Here is a 20468-nt window from a genome sequence, read left to right on the forward strand (position 1 = left end):
CATGCCCCTCACCCAGGAAGAAACGGAACGCTACGCAAGGCATCTTTCCCTGCCGGAACTGGGCGAGGAAGGGCAGCAAAAACTCAAACGGGCGCACATCGCCCTGGTGGGCCTCGGGGGGCTTGGTTCCCCCGCGGCCCTTTACCTTGCCGCCGCCGGAGTGGGCAGGCTCACCCTCATTGATCCGGACGCGGTCACCCTCTCCAATCTCCAGCGCCAGATTCTGCACGCCACGGACTCCGCCGGAACCGCCAAGACGGCCAGCGCGTCCTGCCGCCTGAAAGCCCTGAACCCCGCCGTGGAAATCACCACGGCCACGGAACGCCTCACGCCGGACAATGCCCTGGCCCTGCTGGAAAAATGCGACCTGGCCGTGGACGCATCAGACAACTACGCGGCACGCTTTGCCCTGGCGGACGCCTGCGCCGCCCTCCGCATCCCGCTGGTGCACGGCGCCGTGAAAGGCTTCATCGGCCAGGCGGCCGTGTTCGCCCCCCACGAAGGCACGGCCTGCTACCGCTGCCTCTTTCCGGAAGAAACGCCCATGCAGGAGGAAGACACCGCCTCCGCGGCGGGCATCCTGGGCGCGCATGCGGGAATCATCGGGTGCATCCAGGCGCTGGAAGCCCTGAAAGCCCTTGCCGGCATCCCCTCTCCGCTCAGGGGAGGGCTGCTCTCCGCGGACACCCTGCGCATGCGCTTCACGGTCATTCCCCTGCATCCCAGCCCCACCTGCAAATGCAGGAACGGAGGGGAGGAGGAGCCGCAATGAAAAATTGACGGAAGAAGGGGCCTCTGGCATCATTCCCGCCAGATATGAACCATTTAACACGCGCCAGATCCGTTTTTGAAATGGAGATTGAAGAACTGCGTGGCGTCCTGTCCCGGCTGGATGAAAACTTCAACAAGGCCGTGGACCTCATGTCCCGGGCCCTGGACCGCGGCAACAAGATCGTCATCGCCGGCGTCGGAAAATCCGGCAACGTCGGGGCCAAAATCGTAGCCACCCTGAACTCCACGGGCACGCCCACCGTCATGCTGGACTCCCTGAACGCCCTGCACGGGGACCTGGGCATCGTCCAGGACGGAGACGTCTGCATCGCCATGTCCTTCTCCGGGGAAACCACGGAACTCCTGACCCTTCTTCCCTTCATCAAGCGCTTTGAACTTCCCGTCATCTCCATGACGGGGAACATCCATTCTTCTCTGGCCAAATACTCGGACGTCGTCCTGGACACGGGAGTTTCCCGCGAGGCCTGCCCGCTGAACCTGGCCCCCACGTCCAGCACCACGGCCATGCTCGTCATGGGGGACGCCCTCGCCATGGCCCTGGTGGAAGCGCGCCACTTCACCGCAAAAGACTTTGCCAAACGCCACCCGGGCGGCTCCCTGGGCCGCGCCCTCCTTACCAAGGTGAGCGACATCATGCGCCAGGGGGATGAAATGGCCATTCTGCCGGAAACGGCCACCGTCAACGACTGCCTGAAAGCAATGACCACCGCCCACACGGGAGCCTGCATCCTGCTCACGGCGGACGGCAAACTGGCCGGCATCTTCACCCACGGCGACTTCGTCAGGGCCTACGGCGCCAACCCTCTCATCGGCCAGCAGCCCGTCGGCGGCCTCATGACCCGCAACCCCATCTACGTGATGGAAGACGACCTGGCGGCGGAAGCCGTGAAAGCCGTCAGCAACCGCCACATTGACGACCTGGTGGTACTCAACAAGGACATGGCGCCCGTCGGCATCATCGACCTCCAGGACCTGGCGCGGATGAAGCTGGTTTAACCTCCGCATCCCTCCGACACTCTCCGGCATCCGTGGTAGAAAAGTAACAAATCCATCACGGATGCCTTTTTCATTGAACGGAACCCGTTCCTTCTCCAATCTAAAAAAAATCGGCATGTCTCTCAAATTCCTTATACCCCTCATCACCTGCGCCTGGGGCCTCTCCCATGCCCAGGACGTCTCCGTTGCCCAGGAAACCCCGGCACAGCAGGAACAGGAGGAAACCTCCCCGGAAGTCCCCCTGCCGGATGGCAAGACGGTACCCAAATTCGAACCGCTGGACGACCACCGCATCAAAATAGGCAACGTCATCGTCAACCACAAGGAGCGCACCGTCAGCTTCAACGCCCAGGTCAACATGCAGGAGGGCATTCTGGAATACGTCTGCTGCATGCCCAACGGCAAGCTTCACGAATCCCTGCTGGTGTCCGAGGCGGACCCGCTTCACATCAGCCTGGGCATGACCCTGCTCAAATTCCACCGTTTTGAAAAATTCTTCCCCGTCCGGGATGAAAACTTTGAATGGCTCCCCTTCACGGAGCCCAAGCCGGCCGACTATGCGGACGCCTACGTCCAGATCGTCATGACCTATACGCAGGACGGCAAGGAACAGAAAAGCGACTTTTCCGACCTCATCGTCAACTCGCAGACCCACAAGGGGATTGATCCCAAGGACTGGCTCTACACCAACTCCTTCTTTTACGAAGGGGCCTACCAGGCCAGCCTGAGCGGGGAAATCATCTCCATCTTTGCCAGCCGCACCTCCCCCATCAACTACATCGGAGACTTTCACGACGGCGTCAATGACACGGGCTGGATCGTCAATCCCCGGAAAAACCTCCCCGTCGGCACCAACGTCACCGTCACCATTTCTCAAAAAACGGTTCAACCCAAACAATAACCATCATGTTTAAATCCGTACTTTCATTAACTCTGGCCGCCGCGCTGGGCACGGCGGCATTCGGGCAAACCACCCTTACGGCAGTTCCGGGAGAAGCGGCTTCCTCCAAATACGCTTCCATCAAGCAGGAAATCCTACGCGCTATTGAAAAGGGGAACGAATACCTGAAAAGCAAGCAGAATCCGGAAGGCTACTGGGCCCAGCCTTCCTACCCGGCCCTGACGGCCCTGGCGGTCACCGCCTACATGCGCGATCCGGAAAACCAGGGCAAGCCCCTTCCGGAATACATCCAGAAGGGATACGACTTCATCCTGAAATCCCAGAAAGAGGACGGCTCCATCTTCAACCGCGGCATGTCCTCCTACAACACGGCCGTGTGCATGATGGCCCTGCTGGCCGCCAACAAGGAGGAATACGCCCCCGCCATCCTCAAGGCGCGCGCCTACCTCATCAAGCAGCAGAACCACTTCGCCCCGGACAACCCCTACAACGGCGGCATCGGCTACGGGGACAAAAAGGCTCCCCCCATTGCGGACCTCTCCAACACCTCCCTGGCCCTGGAAGCCATCTACTACTCCCAAAAGCTCGCCAAGGACGGCAAATACGGCGAACAGCCCGACCTGGACTGGAACGCGGCCACGGAATTCATCAACCGCTGCCAGCAAAACCCCGCCGTCAACAAGGAACCCTGGGTATCGGATGACAAATCCCAGCTCGGCGGCTTCGTGTACCGCCCCGGCGTAGCAAGCGCCAAGGATGCGAAAAGCGCCGCCTTTGACAAGGCGGAACCGCCCAAGGCCTACGGCAGCATGACCTATGCGGGCATGCAGTCCCTCATTTATGCCAACGTGGACAAAAACGACCCCCGCGTCAAGCTGGCCCTCAAATGGCTGGAAAACAGCTACAACCTGGATGAAAACCCCGGCATGGGCGTCCAGGGCCTCTACTACTACTACCAGGCCATGTCCAAGGCCCTCAGCGCCCTGGGCATCGACTACCTGACCCTGGAAGACGGCCGCAAGGTGGACTGGCGCGACGAACTGGCCAACAAGCTCATCTCCATCCAGAAAAGCGACGGCTCCTGGGTGAACACCAACAACCGCTGGTGGGAGGCGGACCCCGTCCTGGTCACGGCATACTGCGTCCTTTCCCTGGAGCAATTGTACCACTCCATCCCCAAATAGACGCCCATTGACGGTTTCAAGAGCCGGGAGGAATTCCATTCCTTCCGGCCTTTTTCATTTCTGGAAATGAACGCCTAAAACAGCAAAAGGGTCTTTACTGAATCATTCCCCTTTCATGAACAGCATTGATTCCATCACCATCGCCGCGGCAGGCTGGGGCCTGCTGGTCCTCCGCCTCACTCTGGCCCTGATCCTGTGGCCCCACGGCGCCCAGAAAGTGCTGGGCTGGTTCGGCGGCGCGGGATGGGACGGGACCTACCGGACATTTACGGAAAAAATGGGCATTCCGCCATTCCTCACCAAGGTGGCCATGCTCACGGAATTCTGCGCCCCCATCTGCCTGGCCCTGGGGCTGTTCACACGGGTGGCGGCGCTGGGAGTCATGATCATGATGATCGTCGCCATGACCAAGCACCTCAAAAACGGCTACTTTGCCAACTGGTCCGGCAAAAAGGCTGGGGAAGGAATTGAATTCCACGTTCTTTACGCCGGAGCGGCGCTGGCTCTTCTGCTGACCGGCCCCGGACCCTGGTCCATAGACGCGTGGTTCATGAACATCGTGCACGCCATCTTCGGCTGACGGGCATGTCCCCTCCGGGAGGCATAGGACATACTTTCCTGTTCTCAACGCCGCCGCACTCTGGTACTCATAAGGGAGAGGCCGCCCATTTGCGGGAGGCCCTTCCTTTTTTGCCTTCCATCCCCGTCCGCTCATGACCAGCCTGAAAAGAACCAAACTCCGGCAATGCACCAACTGCCTATGCGTTATCAACGGCGTCTGGGAATGGGTGGAGGAATGCGCCCGGGAAGCGGCGGACGAGGAACCCGCCATGCGCGGCATTCTGGACGACGTCTGCCTCTCCCGCAACTCCCTGGCCACCTCCATCTCCGCACGGCTGGCCCGCAAGCTCTCCCGCCGGGACATGCCGCGGGAACTGATCGAGCCCCTCGTCAGGGAGGCCCTGGCGGATGAAGAAAGCATTCTGAGCCAGATCGCCCACGACCTCATCGCCATCGTGGACCGTGATCCGGCCTGCCGCACCCCTCTGGAACCCCTGCTGTTCTACAAGGGGTTCCACGCCATCACCACCTACCGCATTTCCCACTGGCTGTGGAAACACGGCCGCACGATCATGGCCCTGCAATTCCAGAGCCTTGCCAGCGAAGTATTCGCCGTGGACATCCACCCCGCCGCCACCATCGGGTGCGGCATCCTGCTGGACCACGCCACCAGCTTCGTGGTAGGGGAAACCGCCATCATCCGCGACAACGTCTCCATCCTGCATGAAGTCACGCTGGGAGGCACCGGGAAAGAGGAAGGGGACCGCCACCCCATCGTGGAATCCGGCGTTCTGATCGGCGCCGGGGCAAAAATTCTGGGCCGTGTCACCATCGGCCAATGCGCGAAAATCGCGGCCTGCTCCGTCGTGCTGGAAGACGTCCCTCCGCACACCACCGTGGCAGGCGTTCCGGCCGTCATCGTCAACGACTCCGTTCCGGATAATCCCGCGCTGGAAATGAACCAGTGCCTTTGTAACTGACGACTAACGGATTACGAATCCGCATCATCCCTCCGGACCGGAGCGGAAACGTCTCTGTCCCTTGATTATGGAGGAGGAAGAGATATGACACAAAAAAAAGACCAGCCGTGCCGCAATATCCTGCATTTCAACATATTGAAACTCGTAATACTTTGAACGTAAGAATTTTGGATTGAGGCCGGATTCGTAATTCGCATATTCATAAAATATGCGTCCAAGGTTACCCTTTTCTCTGAAAGCCGCGCTTCTGGCTTCCTGCGTTTTCTACCCCTTCGCCACCTCCGCTTCCGTATCTGACGGCAGCCTCGGCAACGTCATGTACGTGGGGGACTCCATCACCCACGGCGTCAACAGCGGCTCCTACCGCTGGGCACTGCACAAAATCTTCGCGGACAACGGCATTTCCTACAGCACGGCGGGGATCAACACCGGCAACTACTCCGGCGGGGTGGCGGCGGGAATCTCCTACGGCGGCTGCGTATTCAACAACGCCCATTCCTCCCAGGCAAGCGCCCGCGCCTATGAAATCGCAGGGCGCGCAGACGGCGCCAACTACGGACTCTTCAACGGCTCCAACATCAGCAACTGGCTGGGCCTGAGCACGGAAAAAACAAAAGGAGGCACTTACACCGGACAAACGTTCACCGGAACCGCCGCCCCCGGCACCTTCTTCATCCTGGCCGGTACCAACGACCTTCTCTCCGACGGCAACAACGGCACGCTCAACGACCGCCTCTCCGCCGTCACGCAAAACCTGCTTGGAGACATGGATACCATGGTGGAAGCCATGAAAACCGCCAATAGCGGCGCGGAAATCATCGTTCTTTCCATCCCGTGCTGGACCCAGCACGCCAACGGCAATTCCAGCGCGACCCACCAGGCCGTGGCCGACTACAACGAATCCCTCAAAAACTGGGGCCGGGACAAGGACGGCGTTACGGTCATCGACGTCAACCAGGGCATCATCGACGTGGCCTCCTCCACCCCCTTCTACGGAGTCAGAACCATGTTCAACAACCCCACGGCGGACGGCCTGCACCCCAACGCCCAGGGCGACCTGCTCATGGCGGGGAACCTGGCCAGGGGCATGGGCTACGCGGGACGGTCGGCCGGGCAGGAAAGAAAAGCCTCCCACGAACTGGGCTTCAACTTCGGGCAGACGCCCGCCATCACCCGGGAGGAGCTCACGGCCAGGGGATTCACGGCCAGCAACGTCACCATCTCCAACAACACGATCAACTTCAACAACGCGGGAACGAGCACCCTGACCTACTCATGGGGGGAATCCCAGGGCGGCTCCGCGGGATACACGGTGGACTTCACCCTGCGCCTGGGCAACGGCAGTACGGGAGGCTGGGACACCACCAACAACTTCTCCCTGAACCTGGGCAACGGCACGCTGAACATCAATGAAGCGTACATCCAGTGGGGAAGCACCATCCTGTACTCCAGGGACATGTCCGCCAACACGGACACCATCCGCGTGGCCTATGTAGCGGGGGACAACGCCAACGGCCTCAGCGCAGGCTACTACATCTGGCTGGGGGACGTCCTCATCGGGGAGGCGCAAACGGCGGCGGGAGCCAGTTCCTCCGGCCTCACCTTCAGCTATTCCGGCACATTGGACGCCATCCTGTCCAATCTGGCGCTGGACGGCTCCCTTTCCTACGCCCCCTCCTCCAGCGGCATTACCGGGCCGGAAGCCATTTACCTGGCCCATAGGGGAGCCTCCGCCCCGAAACCGGGCATGATTGAATGGACCACGGACACCGGCACCACAGCCGCAGCGACGGCGGGAGCCGACAACACGTACAATGTCCGCAACAGCACCAACTCCAACATCTCCACCATCACCGGAACGGGAAGCACCAAACTCATTCACGCCAACAGCGGCGCGTACGGCACTGCGGAAAACCGGCAGGACCTGTGGGTAACGCTTGGAGAGGGAGTGGTCTCCAACAACGGATGGATAGGCGGCCATACTTCCGGGGACCTGTACGGGAATATCAACTTGCGCTTTGCGGAAGGTTCCATCGGCAAATCGACCGTCTTCGGCGCAGTCAACGCCGGAACCGTCCACGGGGACATTTACCTGGAATTCTCCTCCTCCACCGGAAACTTTGACACCTCCTTCACTGCCGGAGAGGCGGACCGCACCTCCGTAGCGGGGAGCTACGCCACCGACGTGAACGGAAACATCGCCATCATCTTCAATGAAGGCGTGTTCTCCCACCGCATCTTCGGCGGTCTCTACACGGGCGCCAAAACCATCTCCGGCTCCACCTCCATTTACATCAATGGAGGAACGTTCATGAATGAAATCTACGCAGGGAACAAGACACAGGGCACGATTACCCAGGGAACCAGCCTGACCGTGACGGGCACGGACGCCATTCTGGGCAAGGCCGATGGAGACAACTGGGCATGGACGCTCCTGTGCGGAGGCAACAAGACCAGCGGCACCATCAACGGGGGAACTTCCATCACCTTGAAGGATATTGCCGCCACCACAGGAAACGGAACCGAGCACAAATTCGACAAATACGCCGGAACCATTGACGGCAAGGGGGGCGGCACGGTCAACGGGGAAAAGAAGCTCGTCTTCGACCACTATACCACCAGCTTCCTGGGAACACTCCAGAACTTTGACAGGGTGCAGGTTACCGGAAACTCGGACCTGACGCTGGACAAGGCCCTGGGCAATACGATCTCCTCCCTGACCGTGGACCAGGGCTCCACCCTCCGGTTTAACGAAGACCAGGGAGCCTCCCTGGACATCACCAACAACGGCACCATCCGCATTTCCCGCAACCTGACCCTCAAATCCGCAGACACCGGAACCGGAACCTACCAGGTGGAAGGAGGCACGCTGGACCTGGCCGGGCAGACCGTCTCCGGGAAAATATCCATCTCCGCGGGGACACTGGCCAACACCGGAGGACTGGGAGCCAAAAGCGTTTCCGTTTCCGGCATCACCGGCGACATCAACATGGGCGGCCTGGACGGAGGCAAGCTGGACTCCATCAGCATGGGAACCGGAACGGGAACCATCTCCGGACTGACGGGAAATGCGGACCTCTCCGGCTCATTAACCCAGCTTCGTCTCTCCGCCGCCAACATGGGCGCGGAGGGCACGGGCATCATCCGGTTCAATGACGCGGACGGTTCCAGCCTCACGCTGGGAGAACTCACCCTGACGCTGACGGCTGATGCCGTGGCCCTGCTGAACGCTCCCGGAGACTATGCCTTCCACATCACCAACGCCGCTCTTCATGCAGACCCCAACAACATCACGCTGAGCGAATACAACGGCATGGCCTGGGACATCACCCGGACGGAAAACGGCCGGGTGATCATCTCCTTCGGCCAGCTGGACGCCATGATCATTGACAGGGGCGCCGTCAAAAACGTCACCTCCGCCGCCACCCTGGGAGCAACGCCCAGCGTCACCAACAACGGAACGCTGAACATCGACCTGCCCCAGGGGACGGCTCCCGAGGACAAGGCAACCACCATCCGCTACCTGGCCGGGACGGAATCCGATGCCGTCGTGAACACGGGAACGGACAAGGATGTGATCATCACGCTGCTCAATGAAACCTCCGCAGAACCGGGCAAACCGGGCAACACCGCCTACGCCGGGTCCATTCTGGGAAGCGCCCGGCTGGTCAAGGACGGAGAACGGAAACTGACCATTGACGGCAGAATCACCGCCTCCGCGCTGGACGTTCACCAGGGGGAACTGGTCCTGCAGAACAGGACGGAAAGCTCCATCATCTCCGGAACCCTGAACGTGGAACGGGACGCGGCGCTGACGCTCAACTCCGCCTCCCTGGCCGCCGCGGACCTGACGGGCTCCGGCTCCATCACCCTGGCCGGGGGAGCCCTGCTCACCATCTCCAGGGAAACGCTTTCAGACCTGACGCTCAACGCCTCCATCACCGGCACGGGCACCCTGAAACTGGGCAACTGCAACCTGGTTCTCACAACGGGCAGCAATCTGGGAGAAAACGTGCTGCTCCATCTGGACGGCGGCGGCCTGCGCCTGCAGGACGGCTCCACGATCGCCCTGGAAGGCCTGCACCAGGAACAGGAAAACGGCACGCTCCACCTGGGGGCGGACGGCCATCTGGAACTGGCCTCCAGCAACGGCAAAACCTACTCCTTCAAGGGGGAAATCACCGGTACGGGCGCCATCACCCACCGGGGGGAAGGCACGCAGATCATCCTTTCCTCCGGGAACGGCAATGTGGACGTCAGCCATACCAGGACCGGGGGCCATCTCGTCCTGGGGGACAAAAACCTGGCCGCGGACGGCTCCATGACCTACAGGAACATCTCCATAGGGGACAACACCCGGGAAGCCTCCGACCTGGACGCCACGGCGGACCTTTCCCTGATGAACAACACCACGGCCGGCACGCTCTCCATCGCCTCCAACGGCAAGCTGTACCTGGGCGGCAATCCCAACCAGAGGGCGATCCAGCTGGTATTGACGGGCAACAACGCAGGCGTGGCGGCGGACCTGGCCTCCGGCGCATCCCTGGACCTCACCGTCAGCACGGAAACCGTTTCCCGCAGCGCCGATTCCGGCTGGGCGGCCATCCAGGCGGAAAACGGCTCCATCCGCATCAGCGGGACGGAACCGTCCATCAACGTCAACATTTACGGCCTCGGCACCGCAGGGGACTGGGCCATCCTGCCGGAATTCACCATCAACGCCCTCTATGCGGAAAACGGACTGGTCACGGCGGACGGGACAAGCTGGACGGCGGACATGGTGAACCTGACTTATGCCGGCTTCGCCAACCTCGTCTATGACATCGGCAAAATGCTTTCCGACGACGGCAGGCTCTTCCAGGTCCGCTTCACCAAGCTGGGAGACAGCCCGCTGAAGGACTACGCCTCTACAGACAACCAGAAAGCCGCCGTGGACAGCCTGTGGGCCGTCACCTCCGCCCCGCAGAACATCAGCCCAGCCATGATGGAATTCCTCAATGCCGTGGGGAACGCCCAGGCCGCCGGTGACGCGGGAACCATTCAATCCGCCCTCTCCTCCTATGCGGGCAGCGGGATTACCGCCCTGCACTCCGCCCAGAAGGGAGCCCTGAAAGACCAGGTGCTGCACCTGAGAAACAGGGTGGCGCAAATGGGAGCCTCCCTGCAATACGTCAACGACGACCTGCCCCGCTTCAATGCCTGGATTGAAGGGGAAGGCGGCTACCGCAAGCTGGATGACCGGAGGGACGAATCAGGCTACAAGCTCAACACCTGGGGCGGCACCTTCGGGTTTGACGTCACGTGCAGCGACAGCTTCGTCTGGGGCGCGGCCTTCTCCGCCAGCTACGGCGACCTGGACGCCTACAGGGCGAACGGAGACCTGGACTCCTACTACGGCAACCTGTTCTTCCGCCTCCAATCCGGCCGCTGGGCCCACAATCTCATTCTCACCTACGGATGGAATGACGCCTCCCTGAACCGCACGGCGGGCGTAGCGGGAACCGGCATGTACTCCATGCACGGCAGTACCAGCGGCAGCAGCTGCGGCGCGTTCTATGAAGGCACCTATGACCTGTACCTGAACGAAAACAGGACTTCCATCTTCCAGCCCCTGGTGAATGGCTCCATTTACAAGAGCCGGATGGACGGCTTTACGGAAACCGGAGGCCTGGGCATGAGCGTGGACGACATGGACTCCACCTACGGCACGGTGGGACTGGGCGCCAGGCTCCGCGGAGAACTCTCCGACAACCTGATGGGAAGAGCCTGCCTGGGTGAACTGCGGGTGCAGCTTGTCCAGAACCTGGGCGACCGGAAAACCACGGCCGCGCTGGCGCCCGTCGGCGCGCCGGGAGCCGGCTTCCGCGTGAACGGGGCCCGGGAAGGCGCCACCGGCGTGCAGATAGGCGCGGGCCTCACCATTCCGGTGGGTTACACCGGCTCCGTCTTTGCGGACGTCAACGCGGACTTCCGCAGCCGTGCCGGCAGCGTCAACGGAAGCATCGGCTACAGGCTAGCCTTCTAACAAAAACTTCTTCTGGGTGTAATTGCAACCGGGGGCATCGCAGTCTCGCTGCGGTGCCCCCCTCCGCATCAGGAAATCTCCTCCGGCCGGGAACGAACTGCATCCGGCATCCGGGAAGGGTCCTTTACCTGCCCGGAGCCTTCAATCACGTACTTGTAGGAAGTCAGCTCCCGCAGGGCCATCGGCCCCCGGGCATGGAACTTGTCCGTGCCGATTCCTATTTCCGCGCCGAATCCGAACTCTTCCCCGTCGCTGAACCTCGTGGAGCAATTGTGGTAAACGCACGCGCTGTCCACACGGCTCATGAAATAATCGCGGGCCTTTTCGTCCTCCGTCACGATGGAATCGCTGTGGTGGGAACCGTAGCGGTTGATATGTTCCACGGCGTCCCGAACGCCGTCTGCCACCTTCACGGACAAAATGAGGTCTTCATACTCCGTGGACCAGTCCTCCTCTGACGCGGGAACGGCCTCCGGCCCGAAAAACGGCATGCTGCGCCCGCATACGCGGCACTCCACCCCGCGCTGGCGCATGCGCTCCGCCGCCATCGGAAGAAACCGTTCCGCCACGGCGGCATCCACCAGCAGGGTCTCCGCCGCGTTGCAGACTCCCGGCCGCTGGGTCTTGGCGTCGTCCAAAATATTGAGGGCCATCTTCAAATCCGCGGCGGCGTCCACATACACGTGGCAAATGCCGTCCAGATGCTTCAGCACCGGCACCCTGGCATACTCCATCACGGTCCGGATCAGCCCCTTCCCTCCCCTGGGAATGATCACGTTCAGACAGGAATCCAGCTCGCACAACTGCTTCACCTCCTCCCGGCTTCCCGAATCAAGAAGCTGGAGGGCGTCCGCCGGAACGGCAGACTCCGCCAGGGCCTCCCGCAGCACGGCCGCAAGAACCCTGTTGGTCCGCAGGGACTCGCTGCCGCCGCGCAGAATGACCGCATTCCCGGACTTCAGGCACAGGGAGGCGGCATCGCAAGTGACGGTGCCGCGGCTCTCATAAATAAAACCGATGACCCCCAGGGGCACACGCACCTGGCGGATATGCAGGCCGTTGGGCCGCGTCCATTCACGGATGCACTCGCCCACCGGATCGGGAAGGGCCGCTACCTGCTCCATGCCGCGCGCCATGTGTTCCACGCGCTCCGCAGTCAGCAGCAGCCTGTCCAGAAACGCGGCATTCCGCCCATTCCTTTCCGCCTCCTCCATATCCAGGGAATTCTCCCGGATAATTCTCCCCGCGGCTCCCCGAACGCCTGCGGCCATCAGGCGCAGGGCGTCCGCTTTCTCCTCCGGACTCAGGGCGGCCAGCTCACGGGAAGCGGCCACAGCCGCGCGTCCAACAGGTTCAAGAGGATTCTCCATATTCATCGCTTCATCCCTTCTTCGGTACAAAAAACGTTCCCGCATCCTCCCTGCCGCCTTCCAGCAGCACCCCGATGCGTTCCGGATGGCGGCCATGCATCATGTAGGTGCCTATCCCCGCATTCACGGCTTCCCGGATGGCTTGGAGCTTGGCGCTCATGCCGCCCATGGAAAAGCGGCCCCGGTCCTCCTCTGCGAACGCCAGCACGGCGTCCACATCCTCCACTCTGGGAATGATGGCCTTCCGGCTTCCCCCCGGAGGATACAGGCCGTCCACGCTCGTCAGGATAAACAGGGCGTCCGCTTCCAGCATGCGGGCAATATGCACGGAAAGAATATCGTTGTCCCCGAACTTCAATTCCTCCACGGACACGGTGTCATTCTCGTTCACGATGGGAATGATCCTTCCGTGCTCGAACAGGCGCATCACCGTAGCCTGCACATGGTGCCGGCGGCGCTTTAAATCGTCCGCCGTCAGCAAAAGCTGGGCCACATCCACGTCAAAATGGTTGAAAAGATTCTCATACGTCTGCATCAGCCGCGTCTGCCCCACCGCGGCACAGGCCTGCTTGAGGGACAGCTCCTGCGGATAAGACGGAAGCCCCAGTACGGAAACCCCCGCCCCGACCGCGCCGGAACTCACCAGCACCACCTGGTGGCCCTGCTGCATCAAATCCGCCAGGGCGCTCACCAAATGCACGATGGAAGAGCCGTCCAGCGTTCCGTTCCCACGGGTCAGTACGCCCGTTCCTACCTTCACTACGATCTTCATGCGTCTGCCGCCACTGTACACCAGACGGTCTTCCCGAGAAAGGAAGAAAAAACTCCCCCGGATCGTCTCTCCCTCCAAATGATACGCTGCGGTAAAAGAGGAAAACCGCGCCCCTCCTCCGCATCCGGACTCCAGAGAGGCGGCAGCATTCTTTCACCGGAACACGCAAGAACAATCTAAAATAACTTTTGAGTAACAACGCCTTTTGAAAACAGACTTTCATTGACCCGTGACACATGCCGCGCCATAGTGGCCACATGATCAGATTCATCCTTCTTCTCCTGTGCCTGGGCACGGCCGGACTCTCCCCCGTCTTCGCGGAGGAGGGAGCCGCCCCGGCGGACTACGACAAACAGGAAAGAACGGGCACCCTGGCCGTCGGCCGGGACGACACGTACGGCCAGTTGGAGAACAGTATCATCTCGTTCATGGAGCGGCATCGCGATGTCCTCGCCTTCCGGATGCAGCCTCGATTCCCGGGAGAAAGCTTTTACTGGGAATTGCCCGCCTGCCAGCCCTGGCTTTTCCATGCTCCGTGGCAGGACCAGGACGATCCCTGCGGAATGCAGGAAAATCCCCGGTACATCCTCTTTCCGGTCATTCTGTTCCCCAGTGGAACATGGATGGCCGGCCGTTTTTATCCAAAGGGCACGGAACAGGAAATGTACGATGTTCTGATGCCTGAAAAAGGGAAAAAGAAAAAATGCGTGAACATCTGCATCCCTCCGCAAGCCTCCATGGGCCTCGTCTGGGAAAGGCTCAGCCGTCTGGCGGCGCTCACGGAAAGCAGGATCACGCTGGCCCCCTATCAACCGGAACCGCGGAAGGAAATGCACATCCAGCGTCCGGAACACCCCGTCGACATCCTCCCGGCATTGCCGGATCTGGCGCCCCAACACCAAAAACCGGGCGGAAGCTCCGCATCTGAGGAACTTCCGCCCGGAAAAGGCCAAACGGCTACCCCTTGAACATGCCCAGGGCCCTGGCGACGCCCTCCCCGTACTCGGGATCACACTCCATGCAGTGGTCAATGTGGCGCTGCTTGATGAAATCCGGCGCATCACCCATGGCCCGCGCAGTATTGCCGTACAAGGCTTCCCTCTGTTCCGGCGTCATCAGGCGGAACAGAGCGCGCGGCTGGGAATAATAATCGTGGTCGTCTTCATGGAAATCCCAGTGCCAGGCCGCTCCGTCCAACTCAAGCGGCGGCTCCCGGAACTCCGGCTGCTGTTTCCACTCTCCGTAGCTGTTCGGTTCATAACCCAGTGTGCCTCCCGCATTGTCGTCCACCCGCATCATGCCGTCGCGGTGGTAGCTGTGGAACGGGCACCTGGGTGCGTTTACGGGAATCTGGTTGTGATTCACGCCCAGCCTGTAACGCTGCGCATCCCCATAGGAGAACAGGCGCCCCTGAAGCATCTTGTCCGGAGAAAAGCCGATGCCGGGCACGATATTGGCCGGATTAAACGCCGCCTGTTCGATCTGGGCGAAATAATTGTCCGGATTCCTGTTGAGCTCCAGCACGCCCACTTCCATGAGCGGATAATCCCCGTGCGGCCAAACCTTGGTCAGGTCAAACGGATTGAAGGGGCACGCCTTCGCCTGCTCCTGGGTCATGACCTGGATGTACATCGTCCAGCGCGGGAAATCCCCTTTCTCAATGCTTTCATACAAATCGCGCTGGTGGCTTTCACGGTCCTTCGCGACAATGGCCTCCGCCTCCTCGTCCGTGAGGTTCCTGATGCCCTGCTGGGTCTTCAGGTGAAATTTCACCCAGACCCTCTCGTTATCCGCGTTCAACATGCTGAACGCGTGGCTGCCGAAGCCGTGCATGTGCCGGTAGGAAGCCGGAATGCCGCGGTCGCTCATGACCACGGTCACCTGGTGGAAAGCCTCCGGAAGGGAGGACCAGAAATCCCAGTTGTTCCGGGCGCTCCGCATATTGGTGCGCGGATCGCGCTTGATGGCATGGTTCAAGTCTGGAAACTTGAGCGGGTCCCTCAGGAAAAACACGGGCGTATTGTTTCCTACCAGGTCCCAGTTGCCCTCCTCCGTGTAAAATTTGATGGCAAAACCGCGGATATCCCGTTCCGCATCCGCCGCGCCCCGTTCCCCCGCTACCGTGGAAAAGCGGACCAGGAGATCGGTTTTCTTGCCGACCTCTGAAAACAGGGCAGCCTTCGTGTACCGGGTGATATCATGCGTCACGGTAAAGGTGCCGAAAGCCCCGGAACCCTTGGCGTGCATGCGCCTCTCCGGAATCACCTCGCGGTCGAAATGGGCCAGCTTCTCCAGAAACCAGACGTCCTGCAGCAACATGGGGCCGCGCGGACCGGCCGTTAAAACGTTCTGGTTATCCGGAACAGGGGCTCCGGCTTCAGTAGTTAAATTCTTCGAATCACTCATACAATATTTTTTATTTAGAATAATTAAAACAAATTTCCCAACCGTGTCAATGACCGAATCCCCGGAAAACCGGAAAGAAAAAATCACCGTCCCCAATTTCCCTTTTTCCACGGCACCCGGACCATTCGGAAACCCTTGCCGGAGACGCATTTTAGACTTTCCATGCAGGGCGGTTCTCGTCATATTGCCCTGGCATGAATCTTGACCTTCTCCAAAAAGCCGCCAACCAGGCGCGGGGCCTTGCCATGGATGCCGTTCACGACTGCGCATCCGGCCACCTGGGCCTTCCCCTGGGGTGCGCCGAAATCGGGGCCGTCCTGTTCGGTGATCTGCTCAACCTCTGCCCGGCCCAGCCCCGCTGGCTCAACCGCGACCGCTTCATTCTCTCCGCGGGCCACGGCTCCATGTTCCTTTACGGCTGGCTGCACCTGTCAGGATTCAACGTCGGCATTGAGGACCTCAAAAACTTCCGCCACAAGGACTCCATCACGCCCGGCCACCCGGAATTCCGGGATACGGACGGCGTGGAATGCACCACGGGGCCGCTCGGCCAGGGCATTGCGAACGCCGTCGGCTTCGCCCTCTCCGCCAGGCGCGCCGCCGCGCGGTTCAACAAGCCCGGCATGAACATCTTCACCCAGAACATCTTCTGCCTCACGGGGGACGGCTGTTTGCAGGAAGGGGTGGCCCGCGAAGCGCTCGCCCTGGCCGCCGTGCTGAAACTGGACAACCTCATCCTCATTTACGACTCCAACGACATCACGCTGGACGCCCCCGCGGAACGCACCCAGCTTGCCGACCCCCGCGCCGTGTATGAAGCCCTGGGCTGGGACGTGCGCCAGATCGACGGACACGACCTGAAAGCCGTCGCGGAAGCGGTGGAAGCCGCCAAGGCGGCCAAAAACGGCAAGCCCCAGCTCATCATCGCCAAAACCGTCATCGGCAAGGGCATCCCCGGCATTGAAGGCACCACCAAGGGCCACGGCGAAGGCGGGGCCAAACTCCTGGAAGAAGCGCATGCCAACTGGGGCATCCCCTCCGGGGAACGCTACTACGTTTCCGAAGACGTCCGCGCCTACTTCAACGACCTCAAGGCCCGGCGGGAAGCCGCCTTCTCCGCCTGGAACGCCATGTACCGGGAATGGCGCCAATCCTTCCCGGAACTTGCCGCGGAACTGGACGCCGGAATGGACGCCTGCGCCAGGGGCGTGGACCCCTCCGTTTCCGACAAGAATATCCCCGCCTTCTCCCCGGACTACAGCGACGCCACCCGTTCCTCCGGCTCCGTGGCCATCAACGCCATCGCGAAGGCCGACCCCTGGTTCCTGACCACCAGCGCGGACCTGTACAGCTCCAACAAAAACTACCTCAACGGCGGCGGAGACTTCTCCGCGGAAAATCCGGAAGGCCGCAACTTCTGGTTCGGCATCCGGGAACACGCCATGGCCTCCATCTGCAACGGCATCGCGTACGACGGCCTGTTCCGCGTAAGCGCCGCCACCTTCTGCGTATTCGTGGACTACATGCGCGCCGCCATCCGCGTGGCCGCCCTGAGCGGGCTGCCCGTCACCTACATCCTGACGCACGACTCCGTGGCCGTGGGTGAAGACGGCCCCACCCACCAGCCGGTGGAAACCGTCTCCGGCCTGCGCGTAATCCCCAACCTGGATGTCATTCGCCCGGCGGACCCGGAAGAAACGGCCGGAGCCTGGATGGCCGCCCTGCAAAGGGCCGACGGCCCTACCGCCCTGATCCTTACCCGCCAGAAAGTGGCCACGTTAAATGACATCCCCGTGGAAACGCGCCGCCAGGGCGTGCTGAAAGGCGGCTACGTAGCCCGCCGGGAACAGGGTGAACTGAAAGCCGTCATCCTTGCGTCCGGTTCCGAACTGGAACTGGCCCTGAAGGCCGCGGAACGCCTCGGCAGCGGAATCCGCGTGGTCTCCATGCCCAGCTTCTTCCGCTTTGACGCCCAGCCTGCCGAATACCGGGAAAGCGTGCTGCCCCCCTCCTGCATGAAGAGGGTCTCCGTGGAAGCCGGCGTAACGGGACTGTGGTGGAAATACCTGGGCTGCCAGGGTGAAGCCGTGGGCATCAACCGTTTCGGTTTCTCCGCCCCGGGCAATCAGGTCCTGGACGAACTCGGCATGAACGTGGACAACGTCGTCAACGCCGTTCAAAACGTGCTTGCCAGATAAGACGGCCCGGAATTGCTTCCGAATGCAATTTGTCAAAGGCTGCCCTGCCGATGCGGGGCAGCCTTCTCTTTATCCATCCGGCCCATGCGAGCGAACAAGGCGCCCTCGCGCGCCATCCGCAACGGTTCCGTCTCGCCGCCCCGGGCTGAAAAGCTCCAGCCTTCAGCGGCCGGAACCCTGCCGGAACCGCAGCAAGGAAACGCTTTCAAGGAAGGCGGAAATGCGCCGCATGAAAAGCCTTGTGCCGCTTACAGCTTGTGCCCGAAGGAATCGCCGGGCTTCAGGGACTTGATCAGTTCCACCAGCAGCTTGATGGTATCTTCCACATCGCTGAGGGCGGCGGTTTCCACCGGGGAATGCATGTAGCGCAGCGGCAGGGAAACCAGTGCGGAGGCCACCCCGTTGCGGGAAACGTAAATGCTGTCCGTATCCGTGCCGGTGCGGCGGCCCGCGGCTTCATGCTGGAGATTGATCTTGTTCTTGTCCGCCACAATTTCCAGGCGCGCCACCAGGTTGGGATGGTTGGCGGTTCCGTGAATGACGGCGGGGCCCTTCCCCAGCTTGATATCCCCGAACTTCCCCTTGTCCAGGCCGGGTGAATCCGTGGCGTGCGTCACGTCTATGCAGATGGCGGCATCCGGCTGAATGCGGTGGGTGATCATCCCGGCGCCGATGCAGCCCACTTCCTCCTGGACGGCATTGACCAGCGCCACGTTCCAGGCCAGGGGCTTCTTCTGCTTGCACAGGCGTTTGGCTATCTCCGAAAGAACAAAGCCGCTGAGGCGGTTGTCCAGCGCGCGGCAAACCAGCTTGTTCTCATTCATCAGCATGGGGCCGTCACAATAAACGCCTACATGCCCCACGCGCAGCCCCAGGTCGGCCACCTCCTTGTCGGAGGAAGCGCCCACATCAATGTAAATTTCCCAGATCTTGGGCTCCTTCTCCCCACCTTCGCGCAGGTGGATGGCCGTATTCCCCGTAATGCCCATCACTTCCCCCTGGCTGCCCAGGAAGCGCACGCGGCGCCCGCGCGCGATGGCCGTATCCGTTCCGCCCACGCGTTCCACATACAGGAAGCCCTCCGGCGTAATGTGGCGGATCATGAAGCCGATCTCATCGGCATGGGCCTCGATCATCAGGGTGGGGGCGTTCTCCTTGTCCGCATGGAAGGTGGCCCACGTATTCCCGTAAGTGTCGCACTGGACATCCTCCGTGTACTTCCGCATCTCATCCGCCCAAATGCGCTGGGCGTCTATCTCAAAACCGGAAGGACTGGGAGTCTCCAGAAGTTCCGTTAAAAACTCAAGGCTGTCGTCGCTGATCTTCATATACCCGTTTATAGCACCGTTCCGGATGCCGCTCAACCGGAAAGAAGGGCGGATGCCGCATCTTCAGAAGAGGGATGTACACACGGAAAAGCCCGCATGCCGGACAGGGCATGCGGGCTCTCCATAAATGAAAAAAATCAGGCCTGAAGCTCCTTGGAAATACCCTCCAGAACGTCAGCCTTCCCCATGATGTATCCGGTGTCCGGATCATGGTACTGCGTGGAATGCACGGAAGTTCTGCCGCTTCCGTAAGGATCCGTCTCCTTCGCTACCGGGAGGCGCCCCGCGAGGGAGGGAAAGCATGCTTCCGCCAGTTCAAAGGCAGTGACGGGTTCCGGAACCAGATTGACGGCAAAAAGGCCGCATTCCCATGCTTTCTCCACATCATTGACGATGCGGCGCCTAGGATAAAGCTGGTGGCGTTCCAGCAGGGCCACGTCCAGTTCATCCTTTCCTTCCGGCGCATTTGCCAGCAGATCCGCCACGCTCATATCCGCACCCGTTCCGGTGACTTCCGGCAGGTACACGTTGAGCACGCGGCCGAATTTGAGGTTGACGTAATCCCTCAATTCCGCCAGGGCGGAAAGGAAGGCGTCTTCAAACTCATGAACCAGCGGGGAATCTTCATTCCCCGTCTCCGGCTGGGTATCGATGCTGGTGACGTAAGTCAGGCGTTCGATTTTCACCTCGTGCAGAATGTCTATCAACTGCCGGACATGGGAAATGAATGCCTCCTCGTTCTTTCGGATGGCACGGCGGCCTTCCCACAGGGACGGACAAATGAGAACAGCCTGGCCGAATTCCCTGCCGCGCAGGAGCGGCAGATTCGTTTCGTCAATCAGGTAGTCGAAATACCGTTTTGAGGTCCAGAAAGAACCCAGGGCGTTCGAGGAGCTGATGAATACCGTATCTGTCATGTTGCGGAGGAAGGGTGCTAGGTTGTTGCAGACTCCCG

The 20468-nt window shown here is 61.0% G+C and carries 14 protein-coding genes; 9 read left to right on the plus strand and 5 right to left on the minus strand.

Going from position 1 to position 20468, the window contains the following annotated elements:
• Position 1 precedes the first annotated feature (1 nt).
• The 7 genes from HMPREF3039_RS08530 to HMPREF3039_RS08560 all read left to right on the plus strand — a co-directional run bounded on the left by HMPREF3039_RS08530 (position 2) and on the right by HMPREF3039_RS08560 (position 11439).
• Positions 2–772, plus strand: a complete 771-nt coding sequence (locus HMPREF3039_RS08530; protein WP_067572785.1) for a HesA/MoeB/ThiF family protein — start codon at positions 2–4, stop codon at positions 770–772.
• Between the two features lie 44 nt (positions 773–816).
• On the plus strand, positions 817–1788 hold the full coding sequence (locus tag HMPREF3039_RS08535) for a KpsF/GutQ family sugar-phosphate isomerase (RefSeq protein WP_067572783.1): 972 nt from the start codon (positions 817–819) through the stop codon (positions 1786–1788).
• A 115-nt stretch (positions 1789–1903) separates the two neighbouring features.
• Entirely contained in the window at positions 1904–2689 is a 786-nt protein-coding gene (locus HMPREF3039_RS08540) for a YdjY domain-containing protein (protein WP_147550030.1), read from the plus strand.
• A 5-nt stretch (positions 2690–2694) separates the two neighbouring features.
• On the plus strand, positions 2695–3873 hold the full coding sequence (locus HMPREF3039_RS08545; RefSeq protein WP_067572780.1) for a prenyltransferase/squalene oxidase repeat-containing protein: 1179 nt from the start codon (positions 2695–2697) through the stop codon (positions 3871–3873).
• Positions 3874–3988: 115 nt separating this feature from the next.
• Positions 3989–4453 carry a DoxX family protein gene (locus HMPREF3039_RS08550; RefSeq protein ID WP_067572778.1) on the plus strand — a complete coding sequence of 155 codons (465 nt, stop codon included), beginning with the start codon at positions 3989–3991 and terminating at the stop codon, positions 4451–4453.
• Between the two features lie 133 nt (positions 4454–4586).
• A complete protein-coding gene (cysE, locus tag HMPREF3039_RS08555) occupies positions 4587–5414 on the plus strand; it encodes a serine O-acetyltransferase (protein WP_067572776.1) in 828 nt (275 codons plus the stop codon).
• Between the two features lie 208 nt (positions 5415–5622).
• Positions 5623–11439 (plus strand): autotransporter domain-containing protein, encoded by a 5817-nt coding sequence (locus HMPREF3039_RS08560; protein WP_067572774.1) that lies wholly within the window; start codon positions 5623–5625, stop codon positions 11437–11439.
• Between the two features lie 68 nt (positions 11440–11507).
• On the opposite strand, the gene HMPREF3039_RS08565 is transcribed toward HMPREF3039_RS08560, so the two are convergent.
• Complete coding sequence (locus HMPREF3039_RS08565) at positions 11508–12809, minus strand: glutamate-5-semialdehyde dehydrogenase (protein ID WP_231863889.1); 1302 nt, start codon at positions 12807–12809, stop codon at positions 11508–11510.
• Between the two features lie 10 nt (positions 12810–12819).
• Complete coding sequence (gene proB / locus HMPREF3039_RS08570; protein WP_067572829.1) at positions 12820–13581, minus strand: glutamate 5-kinase; 762 nt, start codon at positions 13579–13581, stop codon at positions 12820–12822.
• Positions 13582–13838: 257 nt separating this feature from the next.
• Between proB and HMPREF3039_RS08575 the strand changes: the two genes are divergently transcribed.
• Positions 13839–14549 (plus strand): hypothetical protein, encoded by a 711-nt coding sequence (locus tag HMPREF3039_RS08575; protein ID WP_067572770.1) that lies wholly within the window; start codon positions 13839–13841, stop codon positions 14547–14549.
• Here HMPREF3039_RS08575 and HMPREF3039_RS08580 read toward each other — a convergent pair.
• Complete coding sequence (locus tag HMPREF3039_RS08580) at positions 14539–15987, minus strand: catalase (RefSeq protein WP_067572768.1); 1449 nt, start codon at positions 15985–15987, stop codon at positions 14539–14541. The genes HMPREF3039_RS08575 and HMPREF3039_RS08580 overlap by 11 nt on opposite strands.
• Before the next feature lie 194 nt (positions 15988–16181).
• Here HMPREF3039_RS08580 and tkt point away from each other — a divergent pair, with 194 nt between their 5' ends.
• Positions 16182–18185, plus strand: a complete 2004-nt coding sequence (tkt, locus tag HMPREF3039_RS08585; protein WP_067572766.1) for a transketolase — start codon at positions 16182–16184, stop codon at positions 18183–18185.
• 248 nt (positions 18186–18433) lie between these two features.
• Here tkt and HMPREF3039_RS08590 read toward each other — a convergent pair whose 3' ends face one another.
• A complete protein-coding gene (locus HMPREF3039_RS08590; protein ID WP_067572827.1) occupies positions 18434–19513 on the minus strand; it encodes a M42 family metallopeptidase in 1080 nt (359 codons plus the stop codon).
• A gap of 137 nt (positions 19514–19650) precedes the next feature.
• Positions 19651–20430, minus strand: coding sequence for a hypothetical protein (locus HMPREF3039_RS08595; protein ID WP_067572764.1), 780 nt, complete (start codon positions 20428–20430; stop codon positions 19651–19653).
• Positions 20431–20468: the final 38 nt, after the last annotated feature.

Source organism: Akkermansia sp. KLE1798, assembly GCF_001580195.1.
Lineage (GTDB): Bacteria > Verrucomicrobiota > Verrucomicrobiia > Verrucomicrobiales > Akkermansiaceae > Akkermansia > Akkermansia biwaensis.